Raw genomic sequence first — 21,172 nt, 5'->3', positions numbered from 1 at the left:
CGCATCGGTGACAGGCGCTGGCGGGCGTGACCCCGACGCTTCTCGCACTGGCGCTTGGGCTTTTCTCGGCGATCACGCTCGCCCTGGCGAATTTGAGTGTGAAGATGGGCGGGGATATCCTCGTCTCGCGTTCCATTCTGCAACTGAGCGCATCACTTTTGACGCTGCCGGCGATCTTCATCGTGCCCTTCCCGGACGAGGCGACGTGGCGCGCGCTCGCCATCGCGGTGCCAATGCACTTCGCCTATCAATTGGCGCTGATCAGCGCGCTGAAACATGGCGACCTGTCGCTGGTGTTCCCGATCATGCGGGGCGGCGCGCCGCTGCTGACAGGTATACTCGCATGGTTCGTTCTTGGTGAAACCCTGCCAGCGCTTGCCATTGGCGGCCTGATCATCGCGACCATAGCGGTGATCTGGTTCGCTCTGCCCGCGGACGGTATGCGCATCGACGCGCACCCTGACGGAAAGGCGCTGTTCTTTGCCCTGCTGACTGCGGCCGGGATCGCCGCCTATAATGTCACGGACGCAGCGGGCGTGCGGATCGCGCCTTCACCCTTTACCTTCATCGTCTGGCTGTTCGTCTTTGACTGTGTCGGCATCACGCCGCTCGCCATCTGGCGCAGGCGGGAACAGTATTTGCCGCTATTGAAGGAGAAATGGCGTTACGGCGTTGCGGGTGGGGCGCTGTCCATCCTCAGCTACGGCGCGGCGCTATATGCGTTTTCGCTGATCGAAGCGGCGCGGGTCTCGGCAATTCGAGAGACATCGGTTGTCTTCGCCGCGTTGTTCGGGGCGCTTATCCTGAAAGAGGGGCTTGGCGCGCGCCGTATTGCCGCTGCGTTCATCCTGGCCGCCGGCCTCGCCTTGCTGCAATTCACACGCTAAAGCCTGCGCCCATGTCCACGACCTTCACACTCGACACCTCGACCTCTCGCGCGCACCCGGTGCCGGAGCCTGTGCGCCGCCTGACGGTGCCCGCTATCCAAGGCCGCAAGGTTGACGGCGCGACTGCCGAGCCGATCGTTATGCTGACCGCCTATACGGCACGGATGGCACAGCTGCTGGATACGCATTGCGACATGCTGCTGGTGGGGGATTCGCTGGGGCAGGTGATCTACGGTCTCGATTCGACCGTTCCTGTCAGTCTTGAAATGATGTGCGCGCATGGCGCAGCCGTCCGCCGCGGTTCCTATCAATCCGTCGTCGTCGTCGACATGCCGTTCGGCAGTTATGAGGCATCGCCGCAGCAGGCGTTTGAAAGTGCGGCGCGCATCATGAAGGAAACCGGCTGTGCGGCCGTGAAGCTGGAGGGCGGCGAGGTGATGGCCGGGACGATTGAGTTCCTGTCCGCGCGCGGTATTCCGGTTTGCGCCCATGTCGGCCTGACGCCGCAGGCGGTGAACGCGCTGGGCGGTTACCGTGCGCGGGGCCGGGACGACGCCGAGCGCGACAAGATTCTCGCCGATTCGAAGGCAGTTACCGATGCGGGCGCGTTCGCGATCGTAATTGAGGGTGTCATGGAACCCATCGCGCGGGAGATTACCCGGAGCGTCGCGATCCCCACGATCGGCATTGGCGCATCGCCCGCCTGCGATGGCCAGGTGCTTGTCGCCGAGGATATGCTGGGCATGTTTGAGCGCGTGCCGCGCTTCGTGAAGCGCTTCGATGATATGGCGGGCCGGATATCCGCGGCGGCGGAGCGTTATGCCAGCGCGGTGCGGGAGCGTAGCTTCCCGGCTGACGAGCAGCTATATGGTGTGAAGCGGGGGAGCTGATCGCCCGCCCCCGTATGCATTGGCGGGGCGTCTTTCCACTCGGGGGAAGTGCCGCTATGGTCCGCGCGAAAATCCCGACTTTTACGGAGAGTTAAATTGGCGAAGGCGCCATCCATTCCCGATTCGAACGAGAATCCTGAATCCGACGCATTCCTGCGCGAAGTCGATGACGCCTATCGCACGGATCGGTTGAGCGGTTTCTGGCAGCGTTATGGCCGCTGGATACTGATCGCGGTGGGCGTGTTCCTGATCGCGCTGGCCGGCATTTTGTGGATGCAGCAGGAGCGGGTGGCCGAACGCGGCCTGCAGGCGGAAGCGTTTGACAAGGCCGTCAAGGGGCTGGACCTCGGCAGCTCCGAATCGCGCGCGGAGATCGAGCGCTTCGCGGCGTCCGATATCGATGGCTATAATGTGCTGGCGAAGATGCTGCAGGCGCGCCTTTCGGCCAATGACGGCGATGTCGCCGGTGCCGCCGCCGGCTACCGCGCGATTGCCGATGATTCCGCCGTGCCGCAGCCGATCCGCGACCTTGCGCTCATCCAGGCCGTGCGCCTGACTTTCGATGATGCGGAACCCGAGAACGTCGTGGCGGAACTGTCGCCGCTCGCAAAAGCGGACAGTCCCTGGTTTGGCGTTGCGGGCGAAATGCTTGGTGCGGCGCATTTGAAGTCGGGGAATGAAGAGGCGGCACGGACGGTTTACGCCGCCATGGCCGGGTCGGAGACGATCCCGCCAACATTGCGCGGCCGGGCAAGTCAGCTGGCCGCCATGCTGGGCGGCGCCGTACCTGAAGATATTGCAGACGAGCTCGCGCTCGATGAACCCACGGCACCGGAGGCCAATGCCGCCGCCGACACAGCCGATATTGAGGAGACCGGCGAATGATCCGCCGCATTCTGATCCTTCCCGTCCTGCTGACGCTTGGCGCCTGCGGCCTGTTTGGCGGTGACAAGGATGGCGGGACGCCCGTCGTCGGCAACCGTGTCGCGGTTCTGCCCGGAGAAACCGGCATTGAGGCTGATGCCGAACTTGCGTCGGTCGCCGTCTCGTTTCCTGCCATGGCGCGCAATGTTGACTGGGGACAGCCGGGTGGAAGCCCCGCGAAGGCCGCTGGCCATTTGCAGCTTGCCGCGTCGCCGCAGCGCGCGTGGACGGCGTCGATCGGCGCAGGTTCCGACGGCGCAGCCTATTTGACGTCGACACCGGTCATCGAGGCTGGCCGCATCTATACCATGGACATCCTGTCGACCATTCGCGCGTTCGATGCCGCGACCGGAGCGCCGGTATGGACGGCGGAACTGACAAAAGTCGGCGAGAAGGACCGCTCTGCGTTCGGCGGCGGCGTCAGCGCCTTTGGCGGCCGCATCTATGCAGCGTCCGGCTACGGCATCGCGGCGGCCTATGATGCAAATACCGGTACTGAAATCTGGCGGCAGGATGTCGGGACACCGCTGCGCGGATCGCCGACCATTGCCGATGGGCGCATGCTCGTCATGACGCAGGATAACCAGCTTGTTGCACTCGATACCACCGATGGCGAACGCGAATGGGATGTGATCGGTACGATTGAACCGGCTGGGCTTCTCGGTGCCGCGGCGCCCGCAGTGGCCCAGGGGACGGCGATCGTCGGGTTTTCCTCTGGTGAACTGACGGCGGTGCGCATGGAAAATGGCCGTACGGTCTGGCAGGACGCGCTCGCCCGCACGGGCCGCTCGACCGCGCTTGCCGCGCTCGGCGATATTGATGCGCCGCCCGTCATCGACAATGGTCAGGTCTTTGCCATCGGCCATGGCGGCCGCATGGTCGCGCTGGAACTGGCGACGGGCCAGCGCATTTGGGAACAGAGCCTTGCCGGCGTGACCAGCCCTGTCGTCGCCGGTGACTGGGTCTTCGCCGTCACCATCAAGGGGCAGGTTGTCGCCGTTCAGCGCGCCGACGGGCGCATCCGCTGGGTCTCGCAGCTTCCGGCATGGCGCAATGTGGAGAAAAAGAAGGGGCCGATCTATTATCGCGGCCCTGTTCTTGCCGGTGACCGTTTGTGGCTGACGAGTTCCGAGGGCGGCCTGATCGCCGTATCGCCTTATGATGGCAGCGTGCAGTCAACTCAGGAAATCGCCGAGACGCTGTACCTGCCGCCGGTCGTGGCGAACGGCGTGCTCTATACCCTGAGCGAGGATGGGCGCCTCAGCGCCTTCCGCTGATGGCGCGCCTTCCGAAGGTCGTCATTATCGGGCGGCCGAACGTCGGAAAATCGACGCTGTTCAACCGTCTGGTCGGGAAACGCGTCGCCATTGTCGATGACAAGCCCGGCGTGACGCGCGACCGGCGTGAAGGCCATGCGGAGCTGTCGGATCTCAGTTTCACGGCGGTCGACACCGCTGGCCTCGAAAATGAAGGGCCGGAAACGCTGGCCGGACGCATGCGCCTACAGACAGAAGCTGCCCTCGACGATGCATCCGCGGCGCTCCTGGTGATTGATGCACGCGTTGGGCTCACGCCCGCCGACCGTCACTTCGCGGCATGGCTCCGGACGACTCAGGTGCCCGTTATTCTCGTCGCCAACAAGGCGGAGAGCAATGCGGCCGAGACATCGCTTTACGAGGCCTACGAACTTGGTCTTGGCGATCCGGTCGCTATTTCGGCGGAACATGGTGAAGGCATGGGCGATCTGTTCGAGGCGCTCGCCCCGCATATCGACGCGTTCGAAGAAGATATGCTCGCCGACGAGGATGAGGATGACGGCGGCCCGCTGCGCCTCGCCATCGTCGGCCGTCCGAACGCAGGCAAATCCACGCTCATTAACCGCATTCTGATGGAAGAACGCCTTGTCACCGGGCCAGAGGCCGGCATTACCCGCGATTCCATCGAGATCGAATGGCAATGGCAGGGCAGGGATGTCCGCCTGATCGATACGGCGGGTGTACGCAAGCGCGCGAAAGTGCAGGAAAAGCTTGAGAAGCTGTCGGTAGCCGACACCCGCCGCGCCATCGATTTTGCCGAAGTCGTCGTGCTGCTCCTCGATGCGACGCTTGGTCTTGAGGCGCAGGATTTGAAAATCGCCGACCAGGTGCTGCAGGAGGGCCGGGCGCTCATCATCTGCCTGTCGAAATGGGACAGTGCGAAAGACCAGTCGGCCTTGTTCAACGGCGTGAAGGCCGCGCTTGCCGACGGCCTTAGCCAGATTTCCGGCGTACCGCTACTGACGGTCAGCGGCCTGACCGGAAAGGGCATCGACACGCTGATCGAAGTGGCGTTTACGCAGCGCGACTCATGGAGCCGCCGCGTGACCACCGGCGAGCTGAACCGCTGGTTCGAAGGCGCACTGGAAAAGAATCCGCCGCCCGCGCCGAAGGGCAAACGCATCAAATTACGCTACGTCACGCAGGCCAAGACACGCCCGCCAAGCTTTGTCGTGTTCGGCAGCAGGCTCGACATGTTGCCAGGCAGCTATGAGCGATATCTGCTGAATTCCCTGCGGGGAGCGTTCGACCTTGAAGGGGTGCCGCTGCGCCTGACGATGCGTTCGAAGGCAAATCCGTACGCTTCCTAAGCCCGAGCGGCACTGAACAGCCCTGAACGGCCGTGTGTCTCAGCCCAGCAACGCGTATAGTTCTACCGACTGTAGTTCGGTTTCGAATTCGCCCATCAATTCGCCGCGCACGGAATCAGTGCGCGCGACGAGAGCATAGAAAAATGCGCCGCTAGCATAGCTGGCGCCGGCGGGAACGGTCGCCAGGATTTCCGATGCGGTGTGGACAGCGCTTCCTGCGAGCAGACTTGTACCGCCCAGCGGTTCGTCAACACAGCGTGCGATGCCATAGTCGAACGCCGCGCGGGTTTCATCACTGCGCGATGTGGAGATCAGCAATTTGGCGGCGGCGAGCGCCGTGACCGGATCCTGATAGGCGAAGGAAAGCTGAGCGCCTCGCCAGGATGGCGTGCCGATAAGACCTGGTAGCCCCGCCAAAGCCTTGGCGAGTGCGCCGTCGCTCAACAAATCCATATTGACCCCGGTGCCGCCAAGGTCAATCTCGACTGCCGCGGCCAGTCGCGGCGCATGGGCATCGCCTGATGGCAGGGAATAGCGTGTTGCCTTGCCGGGGCTTTCCACGATGTGCTGCTCGCGGCCGCTGTCGCGCCACATGCGGCCAAGCACACCGGACATACCGCCGCCCTCCAGCTCGTCCTCGCGCAGAACCAGCAGCTGGCAGCAATTCGCTTCGATGAGCGCGGCGTGCCGTGCGGCCATGCCCATGGCGACCTCGCCGGCCAGCCGGATCGCCAGATCGTCATTGACGCCGTCCACATTCGGAATGATGACGACATCTTCCGCATCGCGAATGAGCCTGTCGAAGCGTTTGCCCCATGCATCCCCGCGCGATGTAACGGACGCCGCACGAAAGGCGTCGATCTCGCCTGGCAGGATCACCGTCAGCGCGGCATTTTCCGCCAGCAAGGCCTCCGCGACAAGAATATCCGCGCCAGCGGCGAGCGCGCCGTAACCGAATTTCGCACCGCTCCGCTGCACGGCCCTGCGCACATTCGCGACGGCGTCTTCATCCTCCTCTGAAATCGACATGTGACCGGCAAAGGTCATGCTGGGCGGCGGCCGCATTTCGTCCAGCCAGTCGGTCGGCAATTCCATATGCTCAAGCAGCAATGTGAACTGCCGCAACGTCGTCGCATGGTCCTCAAAAGCCTTTGGCGCGCGTTCAATGGCGGCCATCAGTTCATCGCGCGCACGGCCCTGATGGCCCAGCAACAGATAGGCTTCAGCGCGCGTGGCGGCGACATAATAGGGCGTGTCCGAATCCGTGGATGGATCATCCAGTCGCTCCAGCGTCAGTTCCGCCAACACCTTGGCCCGGCGCTCGTCGCCGCCCAGCAGGGACAGTGATGCGGCGTTGATCAGCGGATAGGTCGTATTCTCAAGTTCCGCCGCATTGGCGTACATTTCCGCCGACGATAGGAAACCGCGCCGTTTCGCATCGCCCTCATGTTCACGCGCGCGCTCCTTCAAAAGGCGGCCATGCAAAGTCAGCACGGAGGGCTCGTCGCGGACCTGGTCGAGCCCGAGTCGCGTGAACTCGTCCCAGGCGCGCGCCGTGGCACCCGCGCGAATCAGCGCCAGCAGACTCGCTGTGTTCATACCACTCATACTCATTTCGCTACACACTCCGCCTTCGGAACGAAACCCAGACGCTGCTCAGCCGCCGCCATTTCTCGGCGGGTTCCATTGGTCCGGGTCCAGCGTCAGGGGAAGCCAGCCAGACTTCGTTTCCTTCATCCTGAAATCCAAGTTGAGGCAATATGGCTGTGCCTTTCCCTTCTTGTCCTTCGGAGGGCCATTGTAGCGGGCTACATATCGAATAAAGCGGAGTTTTGCATCGGAAGAGAATTCCGCTTTATGCAGATAGGGGCCCGTCAGCCTTTCCGCATATCTCAGTTCGCCATATAAATCGTCATAAGGCTCCGACTTCGTCGAGATTGCGGCGAATTGCGCGGACCAGCGCCATTCAAAAGTCTCGTCGAGCTCAATGTAGATAAAGGAATCTTCATAGATGAAGATGTCGCAGGGCTCGCCGCCTTGACCTTCCGGCTTAGGGTCGAGCTTGCCGCAGATTTCGATATCGCCGCCACAATCGCTTGTCGTGATCGAATGCCTGTCAACATGAAGCCTCATCGCGAAGCTCGTCTTCGTTGTGTGAGGAATAAGCTTGTAATAAATGGATTTTTCCGGCTTGGTTCGCCTGGGGCGTTCGGTGCCAAGCGCACGCTGTTCAATAAGACGTTCGCCAGTCTCTGATTCGCAGCTATTTGTCATTTCTCAATTTTCCTCCTGCATTTGTGTTTTCAGCCGATCGAGAAGATTCTGCCATGCGGCATTGTCCGGATCCGTTGTGACCAGAGTCTCGAGGGCGGCTATGCCCTGCTCACCAATTTCTCTTCCCTGTTCAATTTCACCGCGATCGAAAGCCAGCTCGGCAGATTTCAAGAACGCGCGTGCAAGTGCCGACTGGTAGCGTTTGTTATTTGGCTGGGCAGCAACGAGGTCCTCACTGAGGGCAAGCTGCATCTCGCGCTGCCGCGAAGCCTCCTCCAGCTTGCCCGCGGCAACCAGCGCATCGGCATACCATGCGTGACTGATCGACAGGCTGAGCTTGCGCTCCTCATCCGGTCGTTCGGCATAATTTTGCTGTGCATTGGCGAGCGCGTCGGCGCATCGGGCTTCAGCGTCATCCGGAGACGCTTTGGCCTGCACCTCCATTGAACAAAGCCCATTTAGCGCAAACCGCAATTCATCCCGATAGCGCGGACTATGAGGCTCGATCGCGACCATTTGATCCGCCAAATCCTTGTAGCTCTCCGCCGTCTCCCGCAAGATGTCGTACCGGCCCATATTGGACGCCAGAACACCCACCCAGAACTCGCTCTGCGCATGCGCGTATAGTCGTTCGGGATTTTCAGGGTCTTCTGCGACCAGCGCTGCGGTTACGCGTCGCGCCTCGGCAAACTTGTTTTTTGCCGCCTGAAAATCTTCCCTACCAAGATCATCCTCGCCCATGGCCTGAAGAATTCGCGCTCTGCGGTCCAGGCTGTCGGAGGGCAGTCCCTCGAGCGGCTGGCCCTCATAATAGCCGAGCGCGCGCTCGTTGACGGCGGTCAGCACGTCGAGGCGGCCGACGCCGCGCAGGCGGTCTCTCAGGTCGGTTAGCATGAATTCGACAAGCCCTTCCGCTTCCACACGTTGCTGCTCGGCGTCATTGCGCGCGGTAATCGCGAACCATGACAGGAATGCGAATGCTATCATGGCCGTAACGGCGAGCGCCGTGACGAACATCACGCGCCGGACTTTTCTTTGCGCATCGCGCTGGATCAGCTGGTCCAGGCCGACACCGGCCAGGCCCGCCGCGACTTTCAGCATGGCGAGACGCTTGCCGTCCTTCTGTTCATGGAAGTCGGCGGCGATCGGTTCTTCGCCCGTTGCGAGCAAAGCGGGCGGGAACGCATTGTCATGTGTCCCCTCCACGATGGCGGGGATGATCTGGCCTTCCGGATGCAGCTCCCGAAACAGCTCGATTTCCCGGTTCACCCATTCCGACTTCGCGGCGGCGGGGGAGCAAAGCAGGACCATGTGCGACGAGGCGGCCAGCGCGGTCTGTACCTGCGCCGACAAATTGCCTGAAGCGGATAATTCCAGCCGGTCACGGAAGAGCGGTGTCAGCCGGGCAGGCACGGGCCCATGCGATCCTGGCCGTCCAACCAGGCGCGGGGGAATGCGATAGGTTTCCAGCTTCCGGTGCAGCCAGCTCGCGATCCGTTCCTCACGATGGCTATAGCTGATGAACGCCAGATATTCGGCCTGATCAGTCCCGTCTGTCATGGCCCCCTTCGTCATTATACGCCCACACCCCCAAACCTGGCCGACGGAAATAGCGGCCCGCCTGCCTCGCGTGTCTATGGCGCGCCTTCAGCTTTTTGTCACCTGCGGTCAGGCCCGCTGAATCATCAGCTCCCGCAGGACCGCATCGAGCAGCGGCCGGCCGCGCGGCGTCAGCCTGAAATGCTCCGCCGACATCTCGATGAGACCCGCATCACCGAGACGGTGCGCCGCCGCTTCACAGATCGTGTCGAACAATGGCTGTCCCGTGCGCCGCGCGAAATCTTCAGACGATATGCCCTCCGCCAGCCGCAGGCCCATCATCATCGCTTCCTCGGCGCGTTCGGGCCGTGGGAGCGCGCGTGTTTCAGTCAGCGCATCGCCTTTATCCGTCATCGATCTCAGCCAGCGTTCGGGCAGCCTTTCGCGCACGGTTGCCACGCCGTCGCGCCGTCCATGCGCGCCTGGCCCGACACCGACATAATCGCCGTAGCGCCAATAGGTCAGATTGTGGCGGCTTTCCGCCCCGGGCCGTGCGTGATTGGATGTTTCATAGGCCGGCAGGCCCGCCGCCGCGGTCATCTCCTGCGTCATCAGGAACATGTCGGCCGCCGGATCTTCATCCGGCAGGATCAGGTCGCCGCGCGCGTGGCGGGCCGCGAAGTGCGTGCCGGGTTCCACGGTCAGCTGGTACAGCGACAGATGTTCGGTGCCAAAGGCCAGCGCCCGTGTTAGTTCCGTCCGCCACATCGCTTCGGTCTGCCGTTCGCGCGTATAGATCAGGTCGAAGCTGACGCGCTCGAAATGCGCCTGTGCGATGTCGAGCGCCGCCAGTCCCTCAGCGGCGCTGTGCTGTCGGCCAAGCGCTTTCAGGTCGGCATCGTTCAATGCCTGCAGGCCAAGCGATACCCGGTTCACGCCTGCCTTCGCAAAGCCTTCGAAACGCGCCGCCTCGACGCTGTTGGGATTTGCCTCCAGCGTGATTTCAATGTCGGCCGCGGCGGGCCATAGGTGAAGCGCACGGCCAATAATGGCTTCAACGCTTTGCGGCTGCATCAACGACGGCGTACCGCCGCCGAAAAAGATGCTGCCAAGCGGCCGGCCCGGCGTCAGTGCCGCTTCGCTTTCCAGCTCGGACAGCAGGGCGGACAGCCATGCGTCTTCGGGGACTTTCGTCCGAACATGGCTGTTAAAATCACAATAGGGGCATTTCGACACACAAAACGGCCAGTGCACATATAGCGCCAGCGGCTCGTGCGCGCCGCCGGTCACGGTTTCAGGCAGGCGCGGACCAGCTGTCGAAAGGCGTCCGCGCGGTGGCTGAGGCCGTGTTTCGCATCCGGGTCCATCTCGCCGAATGTGATGAGATCGCCGGTGCGCTGGAAAATGGGATCATAACCAAAGCCGTGCGCACCGCGTATTGGCCATACGATGTCGCCGTGCACCTTGCCCTCGAACGATTCCACATGCCCATCCGGCCATGCCAGTGTCAGCGCGCACGTGAAATGCGCCGCACTTGTGTCCTTGCCGCTTTCCCGCATCTTCTTGTGCACCGTCGTCATGGCGAGACCGAAATCCTTGTCCTCCCCGCCCCAGCGCGCAGAATAAATGCCCGGAGCGCCGTCAAGCGCATCGACGCACAATCCGCTATCATCGGCCAGCGCGGGTTTACCGCTCGCTTTTGCCGCCGCGACGGCTTTCAACTCGGCATTGCCGATGAAGCTGTCCTCGGTCTCCTCGGGCTCCGGCAGGCCGAGTTCGCCCGCCGATACGGGCTCGACCCCGAACGGACCAAGCAGGGCGGCGATTTCGCGGACCTTACCAGGATTGTGACTGGCGATGACAAGCGGGCCGGGTTCAAGCTTGCGATGCGCCATCGTTCAGGAGACCGCCTTTAGCTGAGCGGCGAAAATCTCGTCGCACCCCATGCGCGCCAGCCGCAGCAGCCGCAGCAGCATCTCCTCGTCAAAGGGCGCTTTCTCGGCTGTGCCCTGCACTTCGACGATGCCCCCGCCCGGCGTCATGACGAAGTTCGCGTCGGTATCGGCGTTGGAATCTTCATCATAGTCAAGATCGGCGACGGCCGCGCCCTGATAGACCCCGCAGCTGATTGCCGCGACCTGGCCGATAATGGGATCCTCCATTCCGGGATTTGCCGCCATGATGCCATTCACCGCCATGCGCAGCGCGATCCAGGCACCCGAAATCGAGGCCGTGCGCGTGCCGCCATCGGCCTGAAGCACATCGCAATCGAGCGTGATCTGGCGTTCGCCCAGCTTTTTCAGATCGACAACACCGCGCAGCGAACGGCCGATCAGACGCTGGATTTCCTGTGTCCGGCCAGACTGTTTGCCGCGCGCCGCTTCCCGGCTGCCGCGCGTATGCGTGGCACGGGGCAGCATGCCATATTCGCCGGTGACCCAGCCTTCACCCTTGCCGCGCATCCATGGCGGCACGCGGTCTTCGACGCTGGCCGTGCACAGGACGTGCGTATCACCGAATTTGATGAGCACCGACCCCTCCGCATGGCGGGTGAAGTTCGGAACGATTTCGATGGCGCGCATTTCGTCGGGCGCGCGTCCTGATGGGCGCATGGGCTGGTCCTTATTGTGGGCGAGGTGAGTGTAGGACGCCTTTACCCGATCATCCCGTGCGAAGTCGAGGGACGCACTTGCTTGTAATCGGCGCGGGCCGACCCGGTCTTGGCTGGCGCCGACGGGACTTTGGGTCCAGCGATTGGCATCTCGCGCCGCAGTCCTTACATCCCCCCTCGAAATGCCAAGTCTTGCCGATCTTTCCGAGCGCGCCCGCACCGTCTTTCAGCAGGTGGTGGACGAGTATCTCGATAGCGGCGTGCCGGTCGGTTCGAAATATCTGGCACAGCTGCCGGGCGGCCTTGGCCTCAGTCCCGCATCCATCCGGTCCGTTCTGGCGGAGCTGGAGGCTGCCGGGTTGCTGGCGAGCCCGCATACCAGCGCGGGACGCATGCCGACCGATTCGGGTTTGCGGCTATTTGTCGACGGCATGATCGAATGGTCCGCCCCCGATGCGGAAGAACGCGCCGCGATCGAGGCACAGGTGCGGGATGTCGACACGGCGAGCGCAGTCGCCATGGAGCGTATGACCGGCGCGCTTTCAGGTCTGGCGTCGTGCGCCGCGCTCGTCATGGTGCCGACAGGCGAGATGACGGTGAAGGAAGTCGCCTTCTCCATGCTTTCTGACACGCGCGCGCTGGCGATCCTGATCGGCAGTGACGGCACTGTCGAGAACCGCGTGATCGAGGCGGCCGCGCCGCTCGACACCGCCCGGCTGACAGAGGCCGCCAATTACATGAACGCGCATCTGTCGGGTCTGTCGCTGTCGGATGCCGTGGCACGGCTGAAGACGGAGGTCGAGGGCGGCAATAGTGCGCTCGACAGTGCGGCGCGGGATGTCATTTCGCGCGGTCTTGCCAGCTGGTCGACGGACGAACGCGGGCGGGCGGTGCTGATCGTGCGCGGACAGGCCCATCTGATCGACGATGTCGCCGCCATCGACCTGGAGCGCGTGCGGCAATTGCTGGAAGATATCGATGAAAAGGAGCAGCTGCTGGGTGTGCTGGACATGGCGCGGCAGGCGCGCGCGATGAAAATTTTCATCGGCAGCGAAAACAAGCTCTATTCCCTGTCTGGATCGAGTCTAATTGCATCCCCATATCAGTCGGGCGACGGGAAGCTCTTGGGTGTCGTTGGCGTCATCGGACCGACGCGCCTGAATTATGCCCGCATCATTCCCATGGTTGATTATACCGCCAAAACGCTTTCGAGGTTGATGAGATGAACGACGAACAAAAATCGGCAGAAGAACAGGCCGCCGCGGATTTTGCGGCAGAGCAGGCGGCGGACGATGCTGCGGCGGAACGCGCGGCGCAGGCGCCGCGATCGGCCGACGAGGACTTCGGGCTTGCCGATGACGGCGAGGACGATCCCCGGATCGAGCAGCTGATGACGGAGATTGCGGAACTGAAGGACCGCCTGCACCGGCAGATCGCGGAAACGGAGAATGTCCGCAAGCGCGGCGAGCGTGAGCGCGGCGACAGCGCGAATTATGCGATTACCGGTTTTTCCCGTGACCTGCTTTCGGTCGCCGACAATCTCGCCCGCGCCCTCGAAGCGGCGCGAAAGGACGAAGTGGTGAATGAAGGCCTGCTCACCGGCGTGAAGATGACCGAGAAGGAACTCATGAAGACCTTTGAGAAACACGGCATCGCCCGTGTGGCCTCCGTGGGTGAGAAGCTCGATCCGAATCTGCATCAGGCCATGATGGAGGTCGAGGCGACCGAGGAAACGCCCAGTGGCACTATCGTGCTGGAACTGCAGCCGGGTTACACCATCAAGGACCGTCTGCTGCGTCCGGCAATGGTATCTGTTGCAAAATAGGACGCCTCCGGAGCGGCGGAGCTCAGTTATTTATTGATCACGCCGCATCGGTGGATTTCCATATCGCGATGGCCGGCATGATGGCCGCGCCGCGTAAGGAGGACGGCTGTCGGGAATGCGGGGGCGGGCGTCATATCCATCGCCGAACGGTGGAAAATGCGGGATCGCTTGCCGCGCATGGCAGGGCGCCTGACATGGTGACGTGCCAGAAAGCGGCGGCGGGGAAGATCCGCGGCATGGAAATCGCCATTTACGACGCATCGAATGAACGGTCCGTCGCGCTTCACCGCTTTCGGCCCCCGCATTCAGGGAACCGACAGGCGTGTCATGGAATTTACATGTCTACAGGGGCAGCTCGAGGAGATTGACCATGAAGATTCGCATGATCGCGGTGCTCACATCGCTAGGCGCACTTTCAATGACGACGGCCTGTGCGGAAAATTACGCCGTCGAAGGTGCCGCCGCCGGTGCCGCTGCGGGCGTCCTGGCGGACGAGGTCGGCATTATCGACACCGATACCGGCACAGCCGCCGCAATCGGTGCCGCTGTCGGTGCGGCGGCGGGATATTTTATCGATAAGAATGATCGCTGCGACGGCTACGACAATGGCCGTCTGGATGATGATTGCTATGGTAGGGACGGTTACCCGAGGCGCCGTCCGAACTAGCGATCCGGCCGGGGCGGATGCAAAACCGGCGTCCGCCCCCGCTTCCCCGCTTTCCGGCACCATGGGCCGCCCGTCTGTACGGTCCGTAAATTCCTGAATGGGGATCAGGCCCGCATGGCGCCGAACGGCAGCAGGCCTGCATAGGTGGGGGCGTCAGGTTTTCCCGCGGTCTCATGCCCCTGAAGATGCATATAGGCGTGGCGGACGATTTCTGCCTGCTGCTCAAGGCCATAGCGGCCAAATTCCCGGCCTGGCTGATAGTCATAGCCGTAGCGGCAGAAGGGATGCCGTTTCAGCGGCAGGAAAATCCCCTGCTGGTGCTGCCAGACATGGGTCAGTTCATGCATGATATGGCCGCGCAGCCATAAGGGCGCTGTTGAATAATCGTCGCGCCACAGGCCGCTATTGGGATGCAGCCAGATATTGCCGTCCGGCGCCATGGTGATCCAGGCGGGCTGCAGGAACCACCATTTGCCGTGACAGAAGCGCATGGCGTTCATGTCGATGGCCGCGCCGAAGACCGACGCGGCCATGTCGCGCTCACCCGGCGTGGGTGCGCGGCGCTCAATGGCTCTGGCTATGGTCCATCCCGCCATGATCCATTGCGTTCACATCGCCCATCGTACCACGGGCGCGGGTGGCCGCCAGCACGACGATCTCGCCGGCTTTCGCAAAGCTTAAGGTGACAGGAACTTCAGTGCCGGCATCCATGGCGGGCAGGCCGAAGATCATGCCGTGCCTGCCGCCCTGTTCCAGCCTGATCTTTCCGCCTGCGGGCAGGGCGAAGGCGGGCCGCTGCGTCATGCGCATCACGCCGTCCTCATCGACAGTTTCATGCAGCTCGGTCGTCGCACCTTCGACCGCGAACCCCGTCAGGCTGTCATCGGTGGTTCCGCCGCCAATGGTGCCGTAAAGCGCCGCGGGACGCCCCTCTGCCGCGGGCAGGATCAGCGTGAATTCCGACAGCACCGGCTCGGTGACGGCCGCAATCGTCTGCACGCCATCTTCTATATTCGATTCAGGGGTTTCAGCGGGCTGCCCGCACGCTGTCATGGCCAGAGTCACTGCCGTGAAGATGGCAGCTGGCCCCATGAATCCGATTGCTTTCCTGCGCATTGAAACATCTTTCGCTGTGGATTGAACGCGCGCCTCATCTAGCGCCTGCGCCCTTGTATGCCAAAACCGCGCTACCTACATCGCCTAACGTTGCTGGGGGCCATGTGGCTTAATGAAGCGCGTTTCCTCCCGGCCCATTGTTTTGCTTAGAGAAAGTTAAAGAGGAAACACATGGCAAAGGTTATCGGTATCGACCTCGGCACCACCAACAGCTGCGTCGCAGTCATGGACGGCAGTACGCCGAAGGTCATCGAAAATTCCGAAGGCGCACGCACGACGCCTTCTCAGGTCGCATTCACGAAGGACGGCGAGCGCCTGGTCGGCCAGCCCGCCAAGCGGCAGGCTGTCACGAACCCGGAAAACACGCTGTTTGCGATCAAGCGTCTGATCGGCCGTCAGTTCGAGGACCCGATGACGCAGAAGGACAAGGATCTCGTCCCCTATGCCATCGTCAAGGGCAATAATGGCGACGCATGGGTCGAAGCGGGCGGCGAAAAATATTCGCCATCGCAGGTTTCCGCTTTCATTCTGCAAAAGATGAAGGAAACCGCCGAGAGCTATCTGGGCGAAACCGTCACACAGGCCGTCATTACCGTTCCCGCCTATTTCAACGATGCCCAGCGTCAGGCCACGAAGGACGCCGGCAAGATCGCCGGCCTTGAGGTTCTGCGCATCATCAACGAGCCGACGGCCGCCGCCCTCGCTTACGGTCTCGACAAGGACGAGAACAAGACCATCGCGGTCTACGACCTTGGCGGCGGAACGTTCGACGTATCCGTGCTGGAGCTTGGCGACGGCGTATTCGAAGTGAAGTCGACGAACGGCGACACGTTCCTTGGCGGTGAAGATTTCGATGCCCGCATTGTCGAGCATCTGGCCGAGAAGTTCAAAAAGGACGAGGGCATCGATCTGACGAAGGACCGCCTTGCGCTGCAGCGCCTGAAGGAAGCGGCCGAGAAGGCCAAGATCGAGCTCAGTTCCGCGCAGTCGACCGAAGTGAACCTGCCGTTCATCACGGCCGATCAGAACGGTCCCAAGCACCTTGTGCTCAACATGTCGCGCGCCGACCTTGAAAAACTGGTTGGCGACCTCGTCGAGAAAACGCTGGAGCCGTGCAAGAAGGCGATTCAGGACGCGGGCGTGTCCAAGAACGAGATCGACGAGGTTCTTCTTGTCGGCGGTATGACGCGTATGCCTCTGGTGCGTGAGAAGGTTCAGAAGTTCTTCGGCAAGGAGCCTTCCACGGGCGTGAATCCAGATGAAGTGGTCGCCATGGGTGCGGCCATTCAGGCGGGCGTTCTGCAGGGCGATGTCAAGGACGTCCTCCTTCTCGACGTCACGCCTTTGTCGCTGGGGATCGAAACACTTGGCGGCGTGATGACCAAGATGATCGACCGCAATACGACGATCCCGACGAAGAAGTCGCAGACCTACTCGACGGCAGACGACAATCAGAACGCCGTCACGATCCGCGTCTTCCAGGGTGAGCGTGAGATGGCGAACGACAATAAGATGCTGGGTCAGTTCGATCTGGTCGGCATCCCGCCTGCGCCGCGCGGTGTGCCGCAGATCGAGGTCACTTTCGACATCGACGCTAATGGTATCGTCAACGTGTCTGCCAAGGACAAGGGCACGGGTAAGGAGCAGCAGATCCGTATCCAGTCCAGCGGCGGTCTCAGCGACAGCGAGATCGACCAGATGGTCAAGGATGCGGAGAAGTTCGCTGACGATGATAAGAAGCGGCGTGCCGTGGCCGAGGCCCGCAACCAGGCCGACAGCCTTGTTCACCAGACCGAAAAGCAGATCGCTGAACATGGCGACAAGGTCGATGAAACGGTGAAAACCGAGATCGAAGCCAAGCTTGGCGAACTGAAGGCAGAATTGGCGAAGGACGAACCCGAAGCCGACGCACTGACGGCGAAATCCACCGCCCTTGCCGAAGCCGCGATGGAACTTGGCAAGGCCATCTACGAAGCTGAGCAGGCCGCCAATGCGCCTGATCCCGAGGCGACCGCCGAAACCGGCGCGAAGCCCGACGAAGATGTCGTCGACGCGGAATTCTCTGAAGTCGATGATGAGGATGAGAGCAACAAGGCCGCGTAAGACCGGCCCATAAATCCAGGGGCGGTTCTTTCGCGTTTCGCGTACTGAGCCGCCCCTTTTTCGTCACCCTGAATTCAGTTTCAGGGGCCATATTCCCTTCATTGCTTCAAGAAGGAAGCGTGCCGAAGAGGAAGGGATGCTGATACAAGTTCAGCATGACAGTGAGTGGGATATTCTGAACTCATGGTCGAAGACGATTATTACCAGCTGCTCGGCGTTTCGCGCGATGTGGATGCGTCCGCGCTGAAATCGGCCTATCGCAAGCAGGCGATGAAATTTCATCCGGATCGCAATCCGGGCGATGCTGTTGCCGAGGGCAAGTTCAAGGCGTGCGCCGAAGCTTATGAAATCCTGAAGGATCCGCAAAAACGCGCGGCCTATGACCGTCACGGGAAAGCGGCCTTTGAAAATGGTGGCGGCGGGCGCAGCGGCTTCAACAGCGCCGGTGGCGGCGATTTTTCCGATATATTCGACAATATTTTTTCCGAATTCATGGGCGGCGGCCCGCGCGGACGCGGCCGTCAGCAGCGCAGCCAGGCCATACGTGGCGGTGATTTGCGTTTCGACATGGAATTGTCACTGGAGGAGGCCTTTACCGGTACCACCAAGAACATCGATATCGACGTCGCCGCGACATGCGACAGCTGTTCCGGCAGCGGTGCCGCGCCCGACGCGGTTGTCGAGACGTGCGGCACCTGTCAGGGCATGGGCCAGGTCAGGGTGCAGCAGGGCATGTTCGTCATCGAACGCGCCTGTCCGCAGTGCCACGGTGCTGGCCGGGTCACATCCAAGGTCTGCGACGACTGTCTAGGTGCAGGCCGTCTCGACAAGGAAAAATCGCTGGAGGTGAAAATTCCGGCAGGCGTCGATGACGGCACGCGCATCCGCCTGTCCGGGGAAGGCGAAGCCGGTGCACGCGGCGGCCCAGCGGGCGATCTGTATATCTTCATCCACCTGATCCCGCACGAGGTATTCCGGCGGCAGGGGACAAATCTGCACGTTTCGGTTCCCGTGTGCTTCACGGACGCGGCACTTGGCGGGACCATCGATGTGCCCTCCATTGATGGTGAACGCGATGAGCTGGCGATTCCGGCGGGCACGCAGTCGGGCAGAGAGATGCGCCGACGTGGCCGCGGCATGCCCGGTATCAATGGCGGCGGACGCGGCGATCTGGTCGTTGAGATTGAAGTGGAAACCCCGACACGCATGTCGAAACGCCAGAAGGAATTGCTCCAGGAATTTCGCGAGCTGGAGGGCGAAACCCGGTCCAGCCCGAAGTCGGCGAATTTCTTTTCGAAAATCCGTGAGCAATGGGACGAGCTTACCAGCTAGGCGTGCGCCCTCACCATGACGATAGGATAGCTTTAACATGAAACTTTACGGAGCGCTCTTCAGTCCCTTCGTTCGCAAGGTTGCCGCCTTCCTGAATGAAAAGGGTCTTTCCTTCGATCATGACCCGATCGTTCCGATTGGTGATCAGCCGCAGGAATTTCTTGCCGCCTCGCCGCTGAAGAAGGTTCCGGCTTTTCGGGATGGCGATTTCACGCTGGCCGACTCGACGGCGATCTGCACCTATCTCGACGCGAAATACCCCGAGGTCCGTCTGATCCCCGACGAAGCCGAGGCTCGCGGCCAGACTATATTCTGGGACAAGTTTTCCGATACCGTCCTGACCGCTGCGGCGGGGAAGGTGTTTTTCAATCGCATCATAAAACCCAGATTTTTACGGCAGGACCCGGATGAGGCCGTGATCGCCGAAGGGCTTGCAGAGATTGCGCCGCGCCTCGATTTTTTCGAAAGCGCCGTGCCGGATGCGAATGCCTTTCTGATCGGTGAAACCATAACGCTTGCCGATATCGCCGTCGCCAGCCCGTTCGTGAATCTGGCGCATGCCGGCGCGGCCATTGGCGATGAACATCCGCGCACGAAGGCGTGGATCGCGTCCATCCATGCCCGCGCCAGCTACGCAGACATGATCGCCGCCGAACGCAAGATGATGGCATAGGCGTCCCCTTCTGATCCGCAGTCTGGCATGTCCGGCCGGGCCCCCAATTCTGCGACATGACTGAGACGCCGTTTCCCGTCTGGGCGACCGGCAAGATGGATCTTGGCCTCCGGCCGATCGTGGCCAACATCAACATCAATTATCTTGCCGAGGGGGAGCTGGCCCGACGCGCTGACCATTGCGGGCGGTGTCGTGCGTCTTGGCGGTTCGTCCTATGTCATTGGGTAGGCGCTGTTTCAGCCGGGGGCGTGCATCGGCCTGTCCGAAACGGTCATGGTGAACCGCGCCGAATCGGCGCCGGGCGGCGCGCCCCTTTCCGCTAAGCTGCGCGCCGCGCTCGAAGGGATGCGCCTGGCCGTGTCAACCATTTGAACCGGGCCAGCAGGAACATGCCCGCAAGCATGCTCGCGATCACAATGCCCCACACCAGTCCCTGCAGGCCCATCTCCATCGGAATCGCCAGATACCAGCCGAGCGGCAGCATGACGCCGACATAGGATATCGTATGCGTCAATGTCGGGATCCAGACATCGTCCATCGCCCGCAGCGCATTTGCCGCCACCACCTGAATGCCGTCCATGGTGAAGAACAATGCGGCCAGCGCAATGGCGGGAACAGCGATGGCGATCAGGTCCGCCTCCTTCGCATATGCGGAAACGACCAGCTCATCGCCGAACCATACGAAAACGGCAAGGATTGACAGGGCCGCGGCGGTGAAGCCGATGCCCAGCCAGCCATAGCGGCGCACCCTATTAAAATCGCGCGCGCCGAAGCCATTCCCGACGAACACCGCCGTGGCACTGGCCAGGCCGAGCGGAATCATGAAGACCACGCCTGCCACGTTCAAAAGAATCGCAAAGCCGGCGACAGTCAGCCCGCCAATCCACCCTGCCATGATATTCATACCGGCAAAGCCCGCCGTCTCCACAAATAGCGAACCTGCGGATGCCGTGCCGATACGCACCATTTCGCGCCAGTAGCGCCGACCTTCGCGCTGCCCGACCTTCAGCCACAGACCGTATTGCCGCGATCCCGGCCATGCCAGAATATATATGATCAGGCCCGCCATCAGCGCTGTGCGTGAGCCGACCGTGGCCCAGCCTGCCGCAACGGCGCCGTCGACGCCAAAGGGTGATGATCCCGGGACCATCCAGACGTCCAGAAAGATGTTCAGCGCATTCGCGCCCCACATGATCCACATGGCGGGAATTGGCCGCTTCAGCGCCTCAAGCCAGAACTGACAGACGACAGCCACCAGATAAGTCGGCATGGACAATGAGAATATCCGCATCGCCGCGGCGCTTTCGGTGGCGAGTTTCCCCTCCAGCTGCATGACCGCCATTAAGGGATCGGACAGCGCATAGAGGCCCGCCGCGGATATGAATCCGACGCCGAGAGCAAATATTATGCCGCGCCGCAGGATGGCTCCGGCATCGCCCTCTTTACCCTCGCCGATCAGCTGCGCGGTCAGCACCTGTACGCCCAGCAGCAAACCAATGCCTGTCGTGACGACGACCATCGTCGGTGCCCAGCCAAGCGAATGATATGCGAGCTCTTTGGCCGAATAGCGGCCCACGACGATGGCATCGGTGACGCCCATCGCCATGATGCCAAGGCGCGACAGGATGACGGGCCAAGCCAGCGTCAGAAGCGCCGACAGACCGGTCCGTTCAGTGGGAATCTCAGTGATTGCAGGAGTGGTCAT

At 62.0% G+C, this 21,172-nt stretch carries 20 protein-coding genes; 11 read left to right on the top strand and 9 right to left on the bottom strand.

Annotation, left to right across the window (positions count from 1 at the left end; translation table 11 throughout):
• Positions 1-26 precede the first annotated feature (26 nt).
• The 5 genes from KCG44_RS14495 to der all read left to right on the top strand — a co-directional run bounded on the left by KCG44_RS14495 (position 27) and on the right by der (position 5,327).
• Positions 27-887, top strand: coding sequence for an EamA family transporter (locus tag KCG44_RS14495; protein ID WP_218443740.1), 861 nt, complete (start codon positions 27-29; stop codon positions 885-887).
• An 11-nt stretch (positions 888-898) separates the two neighbouring features.
• Positions 899-1,777 carry a 3-methyl-2-oxobutanoate hydroxymethyltransferase gene (panB, locus tag KCG44_RS01395; RefSeq protein WP_218443738.1) on the top strand — a complete coding sequence of 293 codons (879 nt, stop codon included), beginning with the start codon at positions 899-901 and terminating at the stop codon, positions 1,775-1,777.
• A gap of 96 nt (positions 1,778-1,873) precedes the next feature.
• A complete protein-coding gene (locus KCG44_RS01390) occupies positions 1,874-2,662 on the top strand; it encodes a tetratricopeptide repeat protein (RefSeq protein WP_218443737.1) in 789 nt (262 codons plus the stop codon).
• Entirely contained in the window at positions 2,659-3,978 is a 1,320-nt protein-coding gene (locus tag KCG44_RS01385; protein WP_218443736.1) for an outer membrane protein assembly factor BamB family protein, read from the top strand. The genes KCG44_RS01390 and KCG44_RS01385 overlap by 4 nt, the downstream gene beginning before the upstream one ends.
• A complete protein-coding gene (der, locus tag KCG44_RS01380; RefSeq protein ID WP_218443735.1) occupies positions 3,978-5,327 on the top strand; it encodes a ribosome biogenesis GTPase Der in 1,350 nt (449 codons plus the stop codon). The genes KCG44_RS01385 and der overlap by 1 nt, the downstream gene beginning before the upstream one ends.
• 39 nt (positions 5,328-5,366) lie before the next feature.
• Here der and KCG44_RS01375 read toward each other — a convergent pair whose 3' ends face one another.
• The 6 genes from KCG44_RS01375 to rph form a co-directional block, all read right to left on the bottom strand.
• The gene (locus KCG44_RS01375) at positions 5,367-6,926 is read right to left on the bottom strand and encodes a tetratricopeptide repeat-containing protein (protein ID WP_218443733.1); all 1,560 of its coding nucleotides are present in this window, start codon (positions 6,924-6,926) and stop codon (positions 5,367-5,369) included.
• A gap of 57 nt (positions 6,927-6,983) precedes the next feature.
• Positions 6,984-7,460, bottom strand: a complete 477-nt coding sequence (locus KCG44_RS01370) for a nucleotide synthetase (protein ID WP_218443732.1) — start codon at positions 7,458-7,460, stop codon at positions 6,984-6,986.
• Positions 7,461-7,604: 144 nt separating this feature from the next.
• Positions 7,605-9,161 (bottom strand): toll/interleukin-1 receptor domain-containing protein, encoded by a 1,557-nt coding sequence (locus KCG44_RS01365; protein WP_218443731.1) that lies wholly within the window; start codon positions 9,159-9,161, stop codon positions 7,605-7,607.
• 108 nt (positions 9,162-9,269) lie between these two features.
• Complete coding sequence (gene hemW / locus KCG44_RS01360; RefSeq protein WP_369411909.1) at positions 9,270-10,430, bottom strand: radical SAM family heme chaperone HemW; 1,161 nt, start codon at positions 10,428-10,430, stop codon at positions 9,270-9,272.
• The gene (rdgB, locus tag KCG44_RS01355; RefSeq protein ID WP_218443730.1) at positions 10,427-11,035 is read right to left on the bottom strand and encodes an RdgB/HAM1 family non-canonical purine NTP pyrophosphatase; all 609 of its coding nucleotides are present in this window, start codon (positions 11,033-11,035) and stop codon (positions 10,427-10,429) included. The genes hemW and rdgB overlap by 4 nt, the downstream gene beginning before the upstream one ends.
• A 3-nt stretch (positions 11,036-11,038) precedes the next feature.
• A complete protein-coding gene (rph, locus tag KCG44_RS01350) occupies positions 11,039-11,752 on the bottom strand; it encodes a ribonuclease PH (protein WP_218443728.1) in 714 nt (237 codons plus the stop codon).
• Between the two features lie 181 nt (positions 11,753-11,933).
• Here rph and hrcA point away from each other — a divergent pair, with 181 nt between their 5' ends.
• The 3 genes from hrcA (at position 11,934) to KCG44_RS01335 (ending at position 14,243) form a co-directional block, all read left to right on the top strand.
• A complete protein-coding gene (gene hrcA, locus KCG44_RS01345; RefSeq protein WP_218443727.1) occupies positions 11,934-12,977 on the top strand; it encodes a heat-inducible transcriptional repressor HrcA in 1,044 nt (347 codons plus the stop codon).
• Positions 12,974-13,576 (top strand): nucleotide exchange factor GrpE, encoded by a 603-nt coding sequence (grpE, locus tag KCG44_RS01340; RefSeq protein WP_218443726.1) that lies wholly within the window; start codon positions 12,974-12,976, stop codon positions 13,574-13,576. The genes hrcA and grpE overlap by 4 nt, the downstream gene beginning before the upstream one ends.
• A gap of 370 nt (positions 13,577-13,946) precedes the next feature.
• The gene (locus KCG44_RS01335) at positions 13,947-14,243 is read left to right on the top strand and encodes a YMGG-like glycine zipper-containing protein (protein WP_218443725.1); all 297 of its coding nucleotides are present in this window, start codon (positions 13,947-13,949) and stop codon (positions 14,241-14,243) included.
• A gap of 104 nt (positions 14,244-14,347) precedes the next feature.
• On the opposite strand, the gene KCG44_RS01330 is transcribed toward KCG44_RS01335, so the two are convergent.
• Both KCG44_RS01330 and KCG44_RS01325 read right to left on the bottom strand, forming a co-directional pair.
• Positions 14,348-14,839 (bottom strand): vgr related protein, encoded by a 492-nt coding sequence (locus KCG44_RS01330; protein ID WP_255536251.1) that lies wholly within the window; start codon positions 14,837-14,839, stop codon positions 14,348-14,350.
• Complete coding sequence (locus KCG44_RS01325; RefSeq protein ID WP_218443723.1) at positions 14,808-15,359, bottom strand: copper chaperone PCu(A)C; 552 nt, start codon at positions 15,357-15,359, stop codon at positions 14,808-14,810. The genes KCG44_RS01330 and KCG44_RS01325 overlap by 32 nt, the downstream gene beginning before the upstream one ends.
• Before the next feature lie 171 nt (positions 15,360-15,530).
• Here KCG44_RS01325 and dnaK point away from each other — a divergent pair, with 171 nt between their 5' ends.
• From dnaK to KCG44_RS01310, 3 genes are all read left to right on the top strand, one after another.
• Positions 15,531-17,462 carry a molecular chaperone DnaK gene (gene dnaK, locus KCG44_RS01320; RefSeq protein WP_218443722.1) on the top strand — a complete coding sequence of 644 codons (1,932 nt, stop codon included), beginning with the start codon at positions 15,531-15,533 and terminating at the stop codon, positions 17,460-17,462.
• Positions 17,463-17,645: 183 nt separating this feature from the next.
• Positions 17,646-18,794, top strand: coding sequence for a molecular chaperone DnaJ (gene dnaJ, locus KCG44_RS01315; protein WP_218444614.1), 1,149 nt, complete (start codon positions 17,646-17,648; stop codon positions 18,792-18,794).
• Positions 18,795-18,831: 37 nt separating this feature from the next.
• Positions 18,832-19,467: a glutathione S-transferase family protein gene (locus KCG44_RS01310; RefSeq protein ID WP_218443721.1), complete on the top strand. Its 636-nt coding sequence runs from the start codon at positions 18,832-18,834 to the stop codon at positions 19,465-19,467.
• Between the two features lie 319 nt (positions 19,468-19,786).
• On the opposite strand, the gene KCG44_RS01305 is transcribed toward KCG44_RS01310, so the two are convergent.
• On the bottom strand, positions 19,787-21,172 hold the full coding sequence (locus KCG44_RS01305) for an MATE family efflux transporter (RefSeq protein ID WP_218443720.1): 1,386 nt from the start codon (positions 21,170-21,172) through the stop codon (positions 19,787-19,789).

It is taken from the genome of Pacificimonas pallii (assembly GCF_019204005.1).
GTDB lineage: Bacteria > Pseudomonadota > Alphaproteobacteria > Sphingomonadales > Sphingomonadaceae > Pacificimonas > Pacificimonas pallii.
This window is presented reverse-complemented; position numbering and strand designations above follow the sequence as displayed.

Bases quoted from the DNA above. Each gene is read 5' to 3' on its own strand.
- grpE (WP_218443726.1), top strand. From the start codon at position 12,974: ATGAACGACGAACAAAAATCGGCAGAAGAACAGGCCGCCGCGGATTTT.
- KCG44_RS01330 (WP_255536251.1), bottom strand. From the start codon at position 14,839: ATGGCGGGATGGACCATAGCCAGAGCCATTGAGCGCCGCGCACCCACG.
- der (WP_218443735.1), top strand. From the start codon at position 3,978: ATGGCGCGCCTTCCGAAGGTCGTCATTATCGGGCGGCCGAACGTCGGA.
- KCG44_RS01385 (WP_218443736.1), top strand. From the start codon at position 2,659: ATGATCCGCCGCATTCTGATCCTTCCCGTCCTGCTGACGCTTGGCGCC.
- KCG44_RS01335 (WP_218443725.1), top strand. From the start codon at position 13,947: ATGAAGATTCGCATGATCGCGGTGCTCACATCGCTAGGCGCACTTTCA.
- rph (WP_218443728.1), bottom strand. From the start codon at position 11,752: ATGCGCCCATCAGGACGCGCGCCCGACGAAATGCGCGCCATCGAAATC.
- hrcA (WP_218443727.1), top strand. From the start codon at position 11,934: ATGCCAAGTCTTGCCGATCTTTCCGAGCGCGCCCGCACCGTCTTTCAG.
- KCG44_RS01305 (WP_218443720.1), bottom strand. From the start codon at position 21,172: ATGACCACTCCTGCAATCACTGAGATTCCCACTGAACGGACCGGTCTG.
- dnaJ (WP_218444614.1), top strand. From the start codon at position 17,646: ATGGTCGAAGACGATTATTACCAGCTGCTCGGCGTTTCGCGCGATGTG.
- KCG44_RS01325 (WP_218443723.1), bottom strand. From the start codon at position 15,359: ATGCGCAGGAAAGCAATCGGATTCATGGGGCCAGCTGCCATCTTCACG.
- KCG44_RS01310 (WP_218443721.1), top strand. From the start codon at position 18,832: ATGAAACTTTACGGAGCGCTCTTCAGTCCCTTCGTTCGCAAGGTTGCC.
- KCG44_RS01370 (WP_218443732.1), bottom strand. From the start codon at position 7,460: ATGAGGCTTCATGTTGACAGGCATTCGATCACGACAAGCGATTGTGGC.
- KCG44_RS01365 (WP_218443731.1), bottom strand. From the start codon at position 9,161: ATGACAGACGGGACTGATCAGGCCGAATATCTGGCGTTCATCAGCTAT.
- dnaK (WP_218443722.1), top strand. From the start codon at position 15,531: ATGGCAAAGGTTATCGGTATCGACCTCGGCACCACCAACAGCTGCGTC.
- rdgB (WP_218443730.1), bottom strand. From the start codon at position 11,035: ATGGCGCATCGCAAGCTTGAACCCGGCCCGCTTGTCATCGCCAGTCAC.
- KCG44_RS01375 (WP_218443733.1), bottom strand. From the start codon at position 6,926: ATGAACACAGCGAGTCTGCTGGCGCTGATTCGCGCGGGTGCCACGGCG.
- panB (WP_218443738.1), top strand. From the start codon at position 899: ATGTCCACGACCTTCACACTCGACACCTCGACCTCTCGCGCGCACCCG.